Raw genomic sequence first — 14,648 nt, 5'->3', positions numbered from 1 at the left:
GGATAGAACAATCAGCCTGTCTTGTGCTGCTGAGGGCGATTGGCACAAGCCTCCAGACCAAGGATGAATTCGGCACAACGTTCGGCAATCATGATGGTCGGTGCATTGGTATTGCCGGAGACCAGCGCGGGCATCACCGAGGCGTCGCATACCCGTACGCCTGCTACGCCGTTCACTTTCAGGGTTGGATCAACCACGGCGTCCGCATCGCTGCCCATTCGGCAAGTACCTACCGGGTGATAGACGGTTTTGGCATGGCTGCGGACGTGGGCTTCCACTTCGGCGTCGGAGATGTGTTCTTCACGGGATGGACGCAGTTCGTGACTCACCAGTTCGGCCAGTGCCGGAGCGCGGAGAATCTTGCGGGCCAGTTTGACGCCGCGTATCAGGGTGTCGACATCGTCCTGTTCTTGGAGCGCACCACTTTCGAAGATCATTGAATCGACGGGATTGGCGCTGCGCAATTTGGCGAACCCGCGTGATTTTGGCCGTAAAAAACAGGGGTTGATGGAAATACCGTGGCCTTCAATCGGCTCTCGATCGACATCCCCCACCAGCGTTGGCAATACGTGGAACTGAATGTCCGGGCGGCCACAGTTGGAGGTATCAACAAATCCGCCGGATTCAACCACGTTGGAAGTCAGCAGGCCGGTTTTGAACAAAGACCACTGAATGCCGTGTTTGAGTGCTTTCAGGCCGCTGTCGTTACCGAGCAGGCTGATGGGTTCTCGGGTGCGACCGTAGATCGATACTTCCAGGTGATCCTGGTAGTTCTGGCCCATTTGAGGAGCATCGTGCAGCAGGTTTATGCCGTGTTCGTGCAGGTGATCTTTCGGGCCAATGCCCGACAGCATCAGAATCTTGGGTGTCGACAGGGCTCCGGCAGTCAGAATCACTTCTTCTTTCACGGCAATCTGGCTCAGGGCTCCGGTCTTTTTGTCGATCAGCTCGACCCCGGTGGCCTTGCGTTGGGCATTAAACACAATGCGGGAGACATAACTGCCGGTCTTGATGGTCAGGTTCGGGGCATTTTTCACGGCGGCCAGGTAGGTCGCGGCGGTACTGCCACGCTGACCATCAAAGGTAGTGGTGTGGTAAAAACCAATTCCCTGTTGTTGCTCGCCGTTAAAATCGTCGTTGTAAGGCAACCCCAGTTGTTGAGCCGCTTTGACAAACGCCAGGCTGAGCGGATGACGGAAGCGGGTATCACTGACTTTCAGCGGGCCGTCGTTGCCATGGTAAGCGCCACTCAGGCGCATATGGTTTTCAGAGCGCTTGAACGCTGCCAGCACGTTATTCCAGCTCCAGCCGTGACAACCCTGGGCTTCCCAGTCGTCGTAATCCTGCTGCTGGCCGCGAATATAGACCATGGCGTTGATTGAGCTGCCGCCGCCCAGCGTGCGTCCCTGCGGTACGTAGGTTTTGCGTCCGCCCGCTTCCGGCTGGGGTTCACTTTGGTAAATCACTGAGCGTTCGGAGCCAATCACGCGGATAAACGTGGCAGGCATATGGATATACAGGGAGTCATCGGCGGGGCCATCTTCCAGCAGCACAACCTGTTTACCGGCATTGACCAGACGATGCGCTATGACACAGCCAGCGGAGCCACCACCTACGACAATGTAGTCAGGGTTATTCATAAGATTTCTGAACTCGTTATTGTTATCTGCAAGGTACTGACGGGGTGTCAGCGACGGCTGAAACCAGAGGCAGCTGTCAATTCAGTGGAAAATTATGACGAGGGAAAAACGGGCTGGCTTAATCAGGAAAGTCGCCTGATTTGATTACTCAGGACAGGGCACTAGCCGTGCAAGGGCGGTGTGAGAAGCCTGTGGCGAGACATAACAGGACGAGTCTTTTTATAGTTACTTAACATATTTACTATGTTTGGTGGGCGTCGTAGCATGGGACGGGAAGGTGATAAAAAAATACCAATAAAAAGAAATAACAGCAGGAGGATGTATGGCACTGACCCGCTCTCTGTGCATCTCCACCAGCCAGGTTCCGGCCGCCATCAAACGCCAGTTCTGGGAAGAGCATGTACGCCAGCATGTCATTAAGGTGGACTGTCCCACCGAGTCCAAAAATGGCATCGAAGCCACTCTGGAGCAGACCGAGTGTGGCCTGATAACCATCAACCGGATTCAGGCCAACAGCCATGCGGTGCAACGCAGCCGGACCGAAATTCAAGCCGATCCCCGGCAGTCGGTATTTTTATGTCTGATGCTGGCAGGTCATGGATACTCTTGGCAGGGTACTCGCTGCGCTAACCATGTGCCTGGCGATATTGTCCTGTACGACACCACTCGTCCGTACGGTCAGGGTTTCCCGCATGATATGGAAATGCTGGTGGTCGACATCCCGCGTCAGGTGTTGGAGCAACAACTGGGGCATTGGCAACCGACTGACCTGGTACGGCTCGACCGTCATGCGCGTGTGGGGGTTTATAGCAGCGAGAATCTGTATCAATTACTGACCCGTCCCTGGCATTACAATCACCAGGGGATGAGTATTTCTGAGCAGGTACTGGATAACCTCGCGAGTCTGATCAAGACACAACAGGTGCCTGCTTGTAGCCGTTCGCGTCATGCCTTGCTGCAGCGTAGCCTGAGTTACATTGATGGGCATCTGGAAGCGGATTATCTGACCACCGAACACATCAGTGACATGATGAAAGCCTCTCCCCGACAGTTGTCACGGGCGTTCGAGCTGGCAGGGGTGACGCTGAATCGTTATATCTGGAACCAGCGACTGGAACGCTGCCGGGTGGATATTCTGGCGCAGCCGAATACCAGCCTGACGGATATTGCCTTTACCTGGGGGTTTAACCATTCCGCCCATTTCAGCCGCAGCTACAAGAAGTATTTTGGCGAAACGCCGACGGAAACCCGCAAACTCGATCGTTAGCCCGCCAACCGCAGTGAGCAAACCACCATGGCGCTGACGAGCATGGCGCTGACGAGCATGGCCGTTCGTATTGCTGGCCTATTGCTGGCCCGAACCAAAAAAGGCGCTCAGGGAGCGCCGAAAACGACTGAGTGTCAGTCAGTGAAAGCGGGTAAAATTACAGAAACAGCACTTGAATATTGGTATTGGCCAGCAGCCCTTCCTTGCCAAACTCAACCCCCACACCGGAACACTTCACCCCACCGAATGGCACATCGGGTTGAATGGCTCCATGCTTGTTATGCCACACCGAGCCACATTCCATACGGGAAGCCAGCTGGCGGAACTGTTGCTGGTCGTCGGTCCAGATGGAGCCACCCAGTCCATTCTGATTATCATTGGCCGCAGCGATGACAGCGTCGATATCGCTGAACGGAATAATCGGCAGTGCCGGGCCAAACTGCTCATGCTGTACCAGCGGGTCACTGACAGCGTCCGTCGCGATCAAGGTGATCGGAAAGAACAGCGTATCGGGATCATCCACCGGGCCGCCGAGCAGTAATTGGCTACCCAGCTCCAGTGACTGGCGCACCAGGCGGTTCACCTTGTCAAACTGCATCCGGTTCTGGATGGGGCCAAGGTCGCTGTTGTCGTCAAATCCGTCACCGACCTTGATCGTCCGGGCAAAGGCCACCAGCTCGTCACACACCTGTTGGTAAATGCTGTCGTGGACGTACAGGCGTTTCAGGGCTGCACAGGTCTGGCCGTTGTTGATAAAAGCGCCCCAGAACACACCCGGTGCGATTGCTGCCGGATCGCAATCCGGCAGCACAATGCCAGCGTCGTTGCCGCCCAGTTCCAGCGTCAGGCGTTTGAGGGTATCGGCGGCAGAGGTCATGATTTTCTGGCCAGTCGGTGTTGAACCGGTAAACACAATCTTGCCAATTTTTGCGTGGGATGACATTGCCGCCCCAAGGCTGTCGTCACCGGTAAGGCTGTTCACTACCCCGGCTGGTAATACCTCATTCATCAGTTCGATCATTCGCAGCGTTGACAGCGGTGTGAAAGGTGACGGCTTGTTCACCACGGTGTTACCGGTACGAATGGCCGGTATAATATGCCAAACCGCAATCATGACCGGCCAGTTCCATGGCGTAATAGAGCCGACAACACCAATCGGCTTGCGATGCATCTCAACCCGGCCGTTGTCGTTGTCTTGTAGTACCTCGACGGGTATTTCCAGCGCGGCGTTGTAGCGGGCCCAGGCAATGGCACCACCAATTTCAAACATCGAACCCATGCCCGCCATGGGTTTGCCCTGTTCAGATGTCAGAATCCGGGCCAGTTCTTCATGGTGCTGTTCCAACTTGTCGGCCACCCGGTGGCAGTAGTCCTGACGCTCTGCATCCGACAGACCTGACCAGGCAGGAAATGCCGCTGCCGCTGCCGCGACGGCCTGATCAAGGTCTGCGCTGGTCGCCAACGGTGCCTTGCCAGCCAAGTCGTGTGTGGAGGGGTTGATAACGTCGAATGAGGCATTGGCCGACAGGGTCTTGCCTCCCACCATGTTGCTGAAAGAATACATACCGGGTTCACCTTTTTTGTTTTTGTAGAAACAGTGCTGCAGTTTGGTCTGGCAGTTTGACTCAGCCCCAGCCCGCCAGCTTGATCCCAACGGACAGGTATTTGATCGGTTATGACCGTGGTGGGTGAGCGAGATCACTTTCCTGGTTGGATCTTTGTACTAGCTGGCACGGCTCTCGCTCAGTATCTTGTATACAAGTTTGAACACCATGGAGAAACCAATGACCGCTAGCACATTATCCCCGTTGTCGGGCTGGAATCTGAGTGACTGGGCCAAGGCGTATCAGTCGGGCCAAACCCCACAGCAGCTCTTGCCACAACTGCTGCAACAGATTCGTGAGGAAGAGTGCGACAACGGTAAACCGGTTTACGGCAGCCCCTGGATAACACTGGCGACCGATGCGGTGCTGGCGCAGCAGCTTGCTTCACTGGAGGGCAAGGCTCCGGCGTCGTTGCCCCTTTTTGGTGTGCCGTTTGCGGTGAAGGACAATATTGATGTGGCTGGTTTTGCAACCACGGGTGGTTGCCCTGAGTTTGCCTTTACCCCGCAACGCGACGCGACCGTGGTGGCGTTGCTTCGGGCTGCTGGTGCGGTGGTAATAGGTAAAACCAATTTGGATCAGTTTGCTACCGGTCTGGTCGGCACTCGCTCCCCTTACGGGCCGGTGGCTAACAGCTTCAAGCCGGAATACGTCAGTGGGGGTTCCAGTTCTGGCTCTGCCGTCACGGTGGCGCGTGGGCAGGTGGCGTTTTCGTTGGGAACGGATACCGCCGGGTCGGGTCGGGTACCTGCCGGTTTTAATCATCTGGTGGGGGTCAAGGCCACCAAGGGATTGGTCAGTACAAATGGCGTGATTCCTGCTTGTAAGAGCCTGGATGTGGTCTCCATCTTTGCTTTGAACAGCCGGGATGCCGAACAGTTGCTGGATGTGGCGGCGCAGTTTGATGCAGCTGACCCTTATTCTCGTGAGTCTGTTGCGGTGCCTCAGCGTCGTATCAAGCGTCTGGCGATACCGCTGTCGCCGCAATGGTTTGGCGATGTCGAACAGCAACAGGCTTATGAACAGGCTTGTGTGTTGGCCAGAAAACACGGTTTAGAGCTGGTTGAAAAGGATTTCGGCCCCCTATTCGAAATGGCCGCGTTGTTGTATCAGGGCCCCTGGGTGGCTGAACGCTACGCGGCTGTGGGCGAGTTTATGGAGCAGGATTTGCCCGGACTCGACCCGATTGTCAAAAGCATCGTACTGAGTGGCAAGCTCCCCAGTGCGGTAGATCAGTTTCGGGCAGAATATCGTCGCCTGGAGCTGATGCGCTACGTGACGGCCTTGTTCGACGATGTCGACGCGCTGTTTGTCCCAACTTCCCCTCATTTCCCGACCCATGCCGCACTGGCAGAACAACCGATTGAGGTGAACAGCCGCAACGGCGTGTACACCAACTTTGTTAATCTGGCCGATCTCTCGGCATTGTCGCTGCCGGCGGCGTTACGTCGCGATGGACTTCCCTTTGGCATCACCCTGATTGCCCCTGCCTGGCAGGATCGTGCCTTGCTGGCCTTTGCCAACCGTTGGGAAGCAGCACTCAAGCTGCCAGAAGCGCCTGTCTTATTGGGACGCAAGGCGGATGAGTCGGTAGTGATTGCTGTGGTTGGCGCGCATTTAAGCGGTATGCCACTGAATCACCAGCTCAGCCATCGTTCTGCCCGGCTGGTCGAGCAAACCGTTACCGCCGACCAATACCGCTTGTACGCCCTGGCGAACACCACGCCACCCAAACCGGGCCTGGTACGGGTCGGTGATGACGAGCAGGGTGTGGCGATTATCGTCGAGTTGTGGCGGCTGACAGCGGCTGCCTTCGGCAGCTTTGTGAATGAAGTGCCGCAACCGATGGGCATTGGCAATGTGGAGCTGGCAGATGGTCGTATCGTGAACGGCTTTATGTGCGAAGCAGTGGTGCTTCCTGCGGCCACCGATATCAGCGAGTTTGGCGGCTGGCGGGCTTATATTGCCAGTTTGCAGGCCGGGTAAATGGCCACTGATCAAGGTGGCAGCAGACATCAGCAATCGCGGCCGGTTAACGTTGCGGAGCGCATTTACCAGCAGCTTAAAACCGATATTTTTGATTTTCAGCTGCTACCCGGCGACCGCTTTAGCGAGTCGGAAATTGCCAAGCGTATGAATGCCTCCCGAACGCCTGTTCGGGAGGCGCTCTACCGACTCGAGCGGGATGGTTTTGTGCAGGTCTATTTTCGCAGCGGCTGGCAAGTGCGGCCGTTCGACTTTCAGTATTTTGAAGAGCTGTACGATGTTCGTACCCTGATGGAAACCGCAGCGGTTCGACGGCTTTGTGGGCTGGAAGATCCGGCTGCGCATCTGCAGGAGCTGACGAATCATTGGTGTGTAACGCCAGACAAGCGCTTGTCCGACAGTGATCAGGTGGCGGAACTGGATGAGAATTTTCATTTTCAGCTGGTGGCGCTGGCGGGTAATAAGGAAATGGCGCTGTTGCATCGCAGTGTCTGTGAACGACTGCGCATTATCCGGCGACTCGACTTTACCCAGCGTGGGCGGATTGCAGCCACTTATGAAGAGCATCGGCATATTTTGGCATTGATCGGACAGCGTCACGGCGACGCCGTTGTGGCTGAGTTAAGTGGGCATATTGAGAGCAGCAAAAATACCGTGCGTGCGATCACCTTGCAGCGGATTCAGGAAGCCAAGAGTCGTTATAACCTGAATATCCGGGTATAAATACCGGTTTGCGGTATCACTGCCGGGTAATGGTGCAAGCCGGGTAATGATGTGTGGTTGTTCGCAACGGCGGCGCGAGTGTCTTGTGCTGGTATTCAGAGAAACAAGCCCAACAGTTCATTCAGGTATTGTTGGCCACGTTCGGTAGCACGAATATCCTCTCCAACTTCCAGCAAGCCCATGGCTTTGGCCTTGGCGATTGGTTCAGCCACGCTCGCCAGTGTTTGTCCGGTACGTTGCTCAAAGCGTTCGACCGTGATACCTGCACGCAAACGTAACGCATTCATCAGGCATTCCAGCCCCATCTCTGTGCTGGCAATGTCGTTACTGCCAGCCAGGAAAGCCTTGTCGGGGTTCAGGTAATCGCTTGGCTGGCGGGTTTTCCAGCGTCGGGTCGCGTGGATCTGGCCGTTGTTATCCCGTTTGCTGACTTTGCCATGCGCACCGGCACCAATACCGAGGTAGTCGCCAAACTGCCAGTAGTTGAGGTTGTGGCGGGCCTGTTTGCCCGGCTGGGCAAAGGCGGAAATCTCGTAGTGGGCAAAACCGGCTGCTGCCAGGCGCTGCTGTCCGGCATCCTGGATGTCCCAGAGTGTCTCGTCTTCCGGCAGGGCTGGTGGACGTTTGTAGAATTCGGTGTTGGGTTCGATGGTGAGCTGGTACCAGGAGAGGTGCGGCGGGTTAAAGCTCAAGGCCGTGTTGATGTCTTCCAGGGCATCGGCTAGCGACTGTCCGGGCAGACCATGCATCAGGTCGAGATTGAGGTTGTCGAATCCGGCCGTGCGGGCTGCTGTTATGGCGGCTTTGGCTTGGGCGCTATCGTGAATGCGGCCGAGTTTTTGCAAATGCAGGTCGTTAAAACTCTGAATGCCCATCGACAGCCGGTTGATGCCTAATGTGCGATAGGCGGCAAAGCGATCCGCTTCAAACGTACCGGGATTGGCTTCCAGGGTGATTTCTATGTCGGTGGCGAATGCCAGTCGTTGCTGCAACCCCTCGAACAGTTGTTCGTAGGCCTGGGCCGATAACAGGCTGGGGGTACCACCGCCAATAAAAATGGTCTGGATAACACGCCCGTAAACCTGCTCCCGTTCGCTATCGAGGTCACTCAGCAATGCAGCCACATAGTCTGCTTCCGGCAATTCGCGGCTGGCCGTGTGCGAGTTGAAGTCGCAGTACGGGCATTTACGAATACACCAGGGAACGTGGATGTACAGACTGAGTGGCGGCAACTGGCGCATTACTCAGTTCCCGTTGTTTGGGTTGCTGTTGTGATGATCGTTGTGGTGTTCGTTGTGGTGTTCGTTGTGGTGTTCGTTGTGGTGTTCGTTGTGGTGTTCGTTGTGGTGTTCGTTGTGGTGTTCGTTGTGGTGTTCGTTGTGGTGTTCGTTGTGGTGTTCGTTGTGATGTTCGCCGTTGTTGTCCGGGTTTGCGTCGGCCTGGGTATCGGGATCGGTAGCGGGCAGCAGGTCAGCAACGGCAACGTCGAGTGTTTGTAACAAGGCTTGAACCTGAGCTTCCATCTGGTGTTGCTCGTGGGAAAGGCGGGTTTGTTCCTTATTCAGTTCGTCGTTCTGTTGCGTCAGCGTGTCATTTTTTTGTTCAGCAGCCGTCAGCGCCTGTTGAGCCTGTTCCAGGTCTTCTTGCAGCTGAAGATTTTCCAGTTGCAGATTTTCCAGGGTTTGAATGGTTTGGGTAATCTTGTTTTGTAATTGTTCGAGTATTTCCACGATGTGCTTCTTTTCTCAGATAAACAATGCACCACATAGGGTGCTGGAAGTCCCTCACCAGGCTGAAGACAGAGTGTGAAGGGGTAAAAAAAGCGTCAGGGCTGCCAGCGTTGCAGCAGCTGCTGAATGGCCTGGCCCCGATGCGAAAGAGCGTTTTTACGCCCCTTGTCGAGATCGGCGGCAGCACACTGCTCCGCTGGCAGGTAAAACAGCGGGTCATAACCAAAGCCGTTGCTGCCGGAAGGCCGGGTCAGGATGGAGCCTTCCCAGCTGCCCTGAAAAACCTGGGGCGTCGGGTCTGTGGCATGGCGCATGTAGACCAGTACGCACTGAAAACGTGCGGTGCGTTGTGCCGCCGGGACGTCGACAAGACGTTGTAATAACAGGCTGTTGTTGTCGTTATCGCCGTTTCCCGCGTTGTTCATGCTGGCAAAACGGGCAGAGTAGATACCCGGCTGGCCTTGCAGGGCGTCCACTTCGAGACCGGAGTCGTCAGCCAGTGCTGGCAAGCCGGTGATGGCGGCAGCATGGCGGGCCTTGATAATGGCGTTTTCTACAAAGCTGAGTCCGGTTTCTTCGGCATCGCTAACACCCAGCTCGCCCTGTGCCACCAGCGTGATGTGTTGTGCGGCAAAATGGCTGTCGAACAGTTGGGAAAATTCCCGCAGCTTGCCAGCATTGCCGCTGGCGAGAACAATTTTCATAACAGCTCCTTGTCGGTCAGTCTTCTTCGTAAAAACGCTGGCTGAAGCGTACATCGAAGTGTTTGTCGCTGCCATCCGGGGCAACGTCGAGCCGGATACGGTAGGTTTCTTCTTCATCAAAGCGGAACGTCGCGATGTAATACACGGCGTTGGTTTCCTTGATTTCCTTGAACTCCAGTTCGCTTTCCTGGCCAATCAGGTTTTTTATGGTGCCATGGATGGTGGCGGTAACCGGCAGCGGCAAGACGTCGTCATTGGGGTTGTTTAATACCGAAATACTGAGGAAGCCGAGCTTGCGCGAGCGTTCTATGCCATAGGCGCTGGCGACATCTGGACTGAGAAAGCTGCTGGTCAGACCAATGTAGTGAACTTCATAGTCGCCAAACACTTTTTTTTGTTCACCACGGTCAGCCAGTACAGTCGGGCTTATCAGGGCGCTCAGGCTTAACAGCAGTGTTAAACAGGTGATCCATCGTGTTTTCATCAGGTTCTCCGGGTCAGATGATAAATGGCAATTTCTCCCAGCAGCGAAGGCCAGAAGTGAATTGCCCAGTGTTCCTGGTGATGATCGTCCAGCACGGTTTTGCTGAGGATCCGAATATTTTTTGCTACGCACAGTTCTTCAAAGTCGGTCACGGTGCACAGGTGAATATTCGGTGTGTTGTACCAGGCATGGGGCAGGGTTTCGGACATGGGCATCCGGCCCTTGAGAGCCAGATACAAACGGGTACGCCAGTGGCCAAAATTTGGGAAAGTGACAATCGCCTCGTCGCCGATACGCAGCATTTCGTCGAGCAATTCGTCGGGTCTCTCAACCGCTTGTAATGCCTGGGTCATGATGACGGTATTGATGCTGTTGTCTTTGTAATTGCGCAGGCCGTCGTTGAGGTTTTGCTCAACGACGTTGACACCATTGGCGATGCAGGCCGTGATTTTGTCGGGGTTGATCTCCAGACCATAACCGCGCACGTTTTTGTGTTCCTGCAGGTAGCGTAACAATTGGCCTTCACCACAACCGAGGTCAAGTACCTGGCTGTTGGGCTGAATCCATTGCTGGATAATGGACAGGTCGGTACGCAGGGAGGCAAGGGAGATGCTGTTCATGAACGACCCTCCAGTTCGTTGGCGATGCGATTCATATAGGCATCCAGTACCTGGTGGTAACGGGTAATGGGCAACAGAAAGGCATCGTGGCCACCATCGGAATCAATACAGGCGTAGCTGACGTTCTTGTCGGCTTCGATCAGGGCGCTGACAATTTCTTCGGAGCGTTCCGGTGCAAAACGCCAGTCGGTGGTAAAGGAGACCACCAGGAAGTCACAGGATGCATGGCTCAGGCATTTGACCAGGTCGTGATCGTAATCGCCAGCCGGGTCAAAGTAGTCGAGCGCCTTGGTCATCAACATGTAGGTATTGGCATCAAACCGGGTGCTGAATTTTTCACCCTGATAGTGGAGGTAGCTTTCGACCTGAAATTCAGGCGCGAAGCTGTAGTTCAACTTGCCTTCCTGCAGTTCACGGCCAAATTTCTGCCGCATGGCGTCATCGGATAGATAGGTCAGGTGACCGAGCATGCGTGCCTGGGTGAGACCAACCTTGGGAATGGTGTTGTGTTCCAGGTAGTTGCCATCGTGGAAATCCGGGTCTTTGGCAATGGCCTGACGGGCGACTTCATTAAAAGCAATGTTCTGCGCCGACAGCTTGGACGCCGAGGCGATCACGACGGCATGTCGCAGGCGCTCGGGATGCTGGATCGCCCAGCGTATGACCTGCATGCCGCCGAGGCTGCCACCGACAACCGCTGCCCACTGCTGAATACCCAGGTGATCCGCCAGTTGCGCCTGGCTGGCGACCCAGTCACGCACGGCAACAATCGGAAAATCGGGGCCATAGAGCTTGCCGGTTTCAGGGTTGTGGCTGACCGGCCCGGTAGAGCCCGAGCAGCCCCCAAGATTGTTCAGCGAGACGATAAAAAACCGTTGGCTGTCAAACGGCTTGCCCGGCCCGATGGCGTTATCCCACCAGCCGGGTTTGGCCTCATCCATGCTGTGATAACCGGCGGCATGGTGATCGCCGCTGAGAGCATGACAAATCAACACGGCATTGGAACGATCGGCGTTGAGTTCGCCGTAGGTTTCGTAAACGAGATCGTATTCTGGCAGCACGCGACCACTGCGAAGTGTCAGTGGTACATCTGAATGAAACTGCTGGGGAGTAACCAGACCGACGGAATCGTCAGGGATAACTTCCGGCATGGTAGGCGTATTCCTGGAGTGTATAAACTGGGTAAAGCGCGAGTGTATCAGTAAACGCGGGGAATCACAGGTTGTCGGTAGCGTCCGGCTGTTCGCCCTCGGTGGCCGGTTTGCGGATCAGGCGGGAAGCCAGTACGCCCCCTTCAAACAGCGCGTACATGGGCAGCGCCAGAATGGTTTGGGAAATGATATCCGGTGGCGTGACCAGCATCCCAACGACAAAACAGCCGAGAAAAATATACGGGCGTTTTTCGCCCAGCGCAGCAACCGTGGTAAGACCACTCAGTACCATCAAAAACGTCGCCACCGGGATTTCAAAGGCAAAGCCAAAGGCAAAAAAGATTTTCAGGATAAAATCGAGAATATTGGCAATGTCCGGCATAAACGAAATGCCATCCGGCCCGGCCATGGTAAAGAAACCAAATGCCAGTGGCAGCACCACGTAGTAGGCAAACAGAATGCCGGAGTAAAACAGCACGGTGCTTGAGATCAGCAAGGGTACGGCAAAGCGTTTTTCATTCTGATACAGGCCCGGCGAAATAAACCCCCAGACCTGATGCAGCATAAAAGGCATGGCGATCAGCACTGCCAGCACCAGCGTCAGTTTGAACGGCACCAGAAACGGCGATGCCACACCGGTGGCGATCATTTGTCCTTGAGTGTCGGGTAGCAATACTGACAGCGGTTGCACCAGAATCAGATAGAGGTCGTTGGCGAAATAGAACATGCCAAGGAACAGCGCCAGTACCACCAGTACCGATTTCAGCAATCGGTTACGCAGTTCGACCAGATGGGCAATAAGGGGTTGTTCCTGATCCTGGCTCATGGTTCGGGTTTGGTGTCCTTGGCGGGCGTGATTGGCCCGGTGGGTGTGGTGGGCAAAATGCGTGGTTGGCTATCGGCACTGGCTGGCGGGTTTTCGACGGCCGTGTTTTCAATTGCCAGATTGTCGACGGTCTGGCCGTCAGCTGCTGCGGTATTTTGCTGCTGGTTGTAGTCACGCACGGCAGCAGGCCGACGAACATCATCATCGAGAAAGGTAGCGTAGGGATCCTTGAGTTTTTCGCGCAATTCATCGGCACGCACCTGACGTTCCAGTTCATCCTGGAAGTTATTCATGGTGCGGCGCACACGGCCAATCATCAGGCCAACGGTGCGTGCCGCCTTGGGCAAACGCTCCGGGCCGAGTACCAGCAAGCCTAAAACACCCACCACGACGAGCTCAAGAAAGCCGATATCAAACATCAGGGGCGACTCTGATCCTTGTCTTTCTGCTCACTGAAATCGGCATCCTTGTTGATGCTGTCGGATTGGTCTGAAGTCAGGGGCTTGGGTTTGGCCGTCGTGGCAGCACCGTCGTCGTCCTTGTCAGCACCCTCGTTCATGGCGCTTTTGAAGTTCTTGATTGCGCCGCCCAGATCGCCGCCCATATTACGCAGTTTCTTGGTGCCAAAAACCACGATCACAATGACCAGAATAATGGCCAGTTGCCAGATGCTGATACCGCCAAGCATAAGAGTGTCCTCGTTGAGTACTCAGAATCCGGGCAGCGCACGGCCGCCCAGAATATGAAAATGCAGATGAAATACTTCCTGACCACCTTCAGCACCGGTATTGGTGATGGTGCGATAGCCGGTCAGGTTCTGTGTGGCGGCAATATGCGGAATGGTCAGCATCAGCTTGCCCATCAGGACACCGTCGTCTTCACCCAGGTCGTTGAGGTTGACGATGTGCCGCCTTGGAATCACCAGCACATGGGTATCTGCCTTGGGGGCGATATCATGGAATGCCAGGAACTCTTCGTCTTCATATACCTTGTTGGCGGGGATGTCACCTGCCACTATCTTGCAAAAAATACAGTCAGTCATGTGGATGTCCTTGCTGATGCACGACCTGCGGCACGGTTATTTGTCGCTGCGCGAGGCTTTTTCTTCCAGCCCGGACATATTGAAGCGACGGGCCAGCTCGTTAATCACGGCTTCCGGGCGTTCGCCCAGATGGGCCAGTGCTACCAGGCTGTGAAACCAGAGATCGGCGGTTTCGTATATAACGTCCTGGTTGTCGCCACTGTGCTCGGCATCTTTGGCTGCGAGAATGGTTTCGGTGGCTTCTTCGCCTACTTTTTCCAGAATCTTGTTCAGGCCCTTGGCGTACAAACTGGCGACATAGGAGGAATCTGCCGATGCGCCTTTGCGTTCGTCAAGGATGTCACCCAGGGCGGAGAGAATATCACTCATTTTGATAACAACTCTGTGAATTATGTAATACCGAAAATGACTTAGTAGATTTCTTTCGGGTCTTTTAATACCGGGTCGACGGCGACCCACTCGCCGTTTTGCCAGACCTGATAAAAGCAGCTTTCGCGGCCGGTATGGCAGGCGATACCGCCGATCTGTTTGACCTGCAAGACAATCACATCGGCATCGCAGTCGAGACGCACTTCGTGTAATTGCTGGACGTGGCCGGATTCTTCACCCTTGCGCCACAGTTTTTGGCGGGAGCGTGAATAATAAATGGCGCGGTTTTCCTCAACCGTGAGGGCGAGGGCTTCGCGGTTCATCCAGGCCATCATCAGGATGCGACCGGTTTGGTAGTCCTGGGCGATGGCTGGTACCAGCCCGCTGTCGTCCCATTTTACGGCATCTAGCCAGTTGCTGTTCATTCTGCGTATTACCTGCTGATCGACACGCCGGGCGATCAGCTGCCGATGATTCAAACATGTGTCGCACACCTTGCCGC

At 55.2% G+C, this 14,648-nt stretch carries 17 protein-coding genes; 3 read left to right on the top strand and 14 right to left on the bottom strand.

The features are described from left to right. Positions 1 to 11 precede the first annotated feature (11 nt). Positions 12 to 1,640, bottom strand: coding sequence for a GMC family oxidoreductase (locus SOJ49_RS18725; RefSeq protein WP_369856003.1), 1,629 nt, complete (start codon positions 1,638 to 1,640; stop codon positions 12 to 14). Between the two features lie 322 nt (positions 1,641 to 1,962). Here SOJ49_RS18725 and SOJ49_RS18720 point away from each other — a divergent pair, with 322 nt between their 5' ends. Then, positions 1,963 to 2,907: a helix-turn-helix domain-containing protein gene (locus SOJ49_RS18720; RefSeq protein WP_369856002.1), complete on the top strand. Its 945-nt coding sequence runs from the start codon at positions 1,963 to 1,965 to the stop codon at positions 2,905 to 2,907. Between the two features lie 157 nt (positions 2,908 to 3,064). Here the strand turns inward: SOJ49_RS18720 and SOJ49_RS18715 are convergent, their stop codons facing one another. Beyond that, entirely contained in the window at positions 3,065 to 4,471 is a 1,407-nt protein-coding gene (locus tag SOJ49_RS18715) for an aldehyde dehydrogenase family protein (protein WP_369856001.1), read from the bottom strand. A gap of 220 nt (positions 4,472 to 4,691) precedes the next feature. Here SOJ49_RS18715 and atzF point away from each other — a divergent pair, with 220 nt between their 5' ends. After that, positions 4,692 to 6,497, top strand: a complete 1,806-nt coding sequence (atzF, locus tag SOJ49_RS18710; protein ID WP_369856000.1) for an allophanate hydrolase — start codon at positions 4,692 to 4,694, stop codon at positions 6,495 to 6,497. Continuing rightward, entirely contained in the window at positions 6,498 to 7,220 is a 723-nt protein-coding gene (locus SOJ49_RS18705) for a GntR family transcriptional regulator (protein WP_369855999.1), read from the top strand. It abuts the gene before it with no gap. 95 nt (positions 7,221 to 7,315) lie between these two features. Here SOJ49_RS18705 and hemW read toward each other — a convergent pair whose 3' ends face one another. The 12 genes from hemW to hisI all read right to left on the bottom strand — a co-directional run bounded on the left by hemW (position 7,316) and on the right by hisI (position 14,571). Beyond that, complete coding sequence (gene hemW, locus SOJ49_RS18700) at positions 7,316 to 8,461, bottom strand: radical SAM family heme chaperone HemW (protein WP_369855998.1); 1,146 nt, start codon at positions 8,459 to 8,461, stop codon at positions 7,316 to 7,318. A 3-nt stretch (positions 8,462 to 8,464) separates the two neighbouring features. Continuing rightward, on the bottom strand, positions 8,465 to 8,950 hold the full coding sequence (locus tag SOJ49_RS18695) for a hypothetical protein (RefSeq protein WP_369855997.1): 486 nt from the start codon (positions 8,948 to 8,950) through the stop codon (positions 8,465 to 8,467). 95 nt (positions 8,951 to 9,045) lie between these two features. Beyond that, positions 9,046 to 9,654 carry an RdgB/HAM1 family non-canonical purine NTP pyrophosphatase gene (gene rdgB, locus SOJ49_RS18690; RefSeq protein WP_369855996.1) on the bottom strand — a complete coding sequence of 203 codons (609 nt, stop codon included), beginning with the start codon at positions 9,652 to 9,654 and terminating at the stop codon, positions 9,046 to 9,048. Positions 9,655 to 9,670: 16 nt separating this feature from the next. Then, a complete protein-coding gene (locus tag SOJ49_RS18685) occupies positions 9,671 to 10,138 on the bottom strand; it encodes a DUF4426 domain-containing protein (protein ID WP_369855995.1) in 468 nt (155 codons plus the stop codon). After that, the gene (metW, locus tag SOJ49_RS18680; protein ID WP_369858088.1) at positions 10,138 to 10,734 is read right to left on the bottom strand and encodes a methionine biosynthesis protein MetW; all 597 of its coding nucleotides are present in this window, start codon (positions 10,732 to 10,734) and stop codon (positions 10,138 to 10,140) included. The genes SOJ49_RS18685 and metW overlap by 1 nt, the downstream gene beginning before the upstream one ends. Before the next feature lie 20 nt (positions 10,735 to 10,754). Beyond that, the gene (locus SOJ49_RS18675) at positions 10,755 to 11,909 is read right to left on the bottom strand and encodes a homoserine O-acetyltransferase (RefSeq protein ID WP_369855994.1); all 1,155 of its coding nucleotides are present in this window, start codon (positions 11,907 to 11,909) and stop codon (positions 10,755 to 10,757) included. Between the two features lie 64 nt (positions 11,910 to 11,973). After that, positions 11,974 to 12,735 carry a twin-arginine translocase subunit TatC gene (gene tatC, locus SOJ49_RS18670; protein WP_369855993.1) on the bottom strand — a complete coding sequence of 254 codons (762 nt, stop codon included), beginning with the start codon at positions 12,733 to 12,735 and terminating at the stop codon, positions 11,974 to 11,976. Then, positions 12,732 to 13,154 (bottom strand): Sec-independent protein translocase protein TatB, encoded by a 423-nt coding sequence (gene tatB / locus SOJ49_RS18665; RefSeq protein ID WP_369855992.1) that lies wholly within the window; start codon positions 13,152 to 13,154, stop codon positions 12,732 to 12,734. Before tatB ends, tatC begins: the two co-directional genes overlap by 4 nt. Beyond that, entirely contained in the window at positions 13,154 to 13,423 is a 270-nt protein-coding gene (gene tatA / locus SOJ49_RS18660) for a Sec-independent protein translocase subunit TatA (RefSeq protein ID WP_369855991.1), read from the bottom strand. Before tatA ends, tatB begins: the two co-directional genes overlap by 1 nt. Positions 13,424 to 13,444: 21 nt before the next feature. Beyond that, positions 13,445 to 13,777 (bottom strand): histidine triad nucleotide-binding protein, encoded by a 333-nt coding sequence (locus SOJ49_RS18655; RefSeq protein WP_369855990.1) that lies wholly within the window; start codon positions 13,775 to 13,777, stop codon positions 13,445 to 13,447. 36 nt (positions 13,778 to 13,813) lie between these two features. Continuing rightward, positions 13,814 to 14,146 carry a phosphoribosyl-ATP diphosphatase gene (locus tag SOJ49_RS18650; protein ID WP_369855989.1) on the bottom strand — a complete coding sequence of 111 codons (333 nt, stop codon included), beginning with the start codon at positions 14,144 to 14,146 and terminating at the stop codon, positions 13,814 to 13,816. Between the two features lie 41 nt (positions 14,147 to 14,187). Then, positions 14,188 to 14,571 carry a phosphoribosyl-AMP cyclohydrolase gene (gene hisI / locus SOJ49_RS18645; RefSeq protein WP_369855988.1) on the bottom strand — a complete coding sequence of 128 codons (384 nt, stop codon included), beginning with the start codon at positions 14,569 to 14,571 and terminating at the stop codon, positions 14,188 to 14,190. Positions 14,572 to 14,648: the final 77 nt, after the last annotated feature.

It is taken from the genome of Candidatus Thalassolituus haligoni (assembly GCF_041222825.1).
Lineage (GTDB): Bacteria > Pseudomonadota > Gammaproteobacteria > Pseudomonadales > Oceanobacteraceae > Oceanobacter > Oceanobacter antarcticus.
This window is presented reverse-complemented; position numbering and strand designations above follow the sequence as displayed.

Bases quoted from the DNA above. Each gene is read 5' to 3' on its own strand.
- atzF (WP_369856000.1), top strand. From the start codon at position 4,692: ATGACCGCTAGCACATTATCCCCGTTGTCGGGCTGGAATCTGAGTGAC.
- tatC (WP_369855993.1), bottom strand. From the start codon at position 12,735: ATGAGCCAGGATCAGGAACAACCCCTTATTGCCCATCTGGTCGAACTG.
- hisI (WP_369855988.1), bottom strand. From the start codon at position 14,571: ATGAACAGCAACTGGCTAGATGCCGTAAAATGGGACGACAGCGGGCTG.
- SOJ49_RS18650 (WP_369855989.1), bottom strand. From the start codon at position 14,146: ATGAGTGATATTCTCTCCGCCCTGGGTGACATCCTTGACGAACGCAAA.
- SOJ49_RS18675 (WP_369855994.1), bottom strand. From the start codon at position 11,909: ATGCCGGAAGTTATCCCTGACGATTCCGTCGGTCTGGTTACTCCCCAG.
- hemW (WP_369855998.1), bottom strand. From the start codon at position 8,461: ATGCGCCAGTTGCCGCCACTCAGTCTGTACATCCACGTTCCCTGGTGT.
- SOJ49_RS18725 (WP_369856003.1), bottom strand. From the start codon at position 1,640: ATGAATAACCCTGACTACATTGTCGTAGGTGGTGGCTCCGCTGGCTGT.
- tatA (WP_369855991.1), bottom strand. From the start codon at position 13,423: ATGCTTGGCGGTATCAGCATCTGGCAACTGGCCATTATTCTGGTCATT.
- SOJ49_RS18715 (WP_369856001.1), bottom strand. From the start codon at position 4,471: ATGTATTCTTTCAGCAACATGGTGGGAGGCAAGACCCTGTCGGCCAAT.
- SOJ49_RS18720 (WP_369856002.1), top strand. From the start codon at position 1,963: ATGGCACTGACCCGCTCTCTGTGCATCTCCACCAGCCAGGTTCCGGCC.
- rdgB (WP_369855996.1), bottom strand. From the start codon at position 9,654: ATGAAAATTGTTCTCGCCAGCGGCAATGCTGGCAAGCTGCGGGAATTT.
- SOJ49_RS18685 (WP_369855995.1), bottom strand. From the start codon at position 10,138: ATGAAAACACGATGGATCACCTGTTTAACACTGCTGTTAAGCCTGAGC.
- tatB (WP_369855992.1), bottom strand. From the start codon at position 13,154: ATGTTTGATATCGGCTTTCTTGAGCTCGTCGTGGTGGGTGTTTTAGGC.
- SOJ49_RS18655 (WP_369855990.1), bottom strand. From the start codon at position 13,777: ATGACTGACTGTATTTTTTGCAAGATAGTGGCAGGTGACATCCCCGCC.
- SOJ49_RS18705 (WP_369855999.1), top strand. From the start codon at position 6,498: ATGGCCACTGATCAAGGTGGCAGCAGACATCAGCAATCGCGGCCGGTT.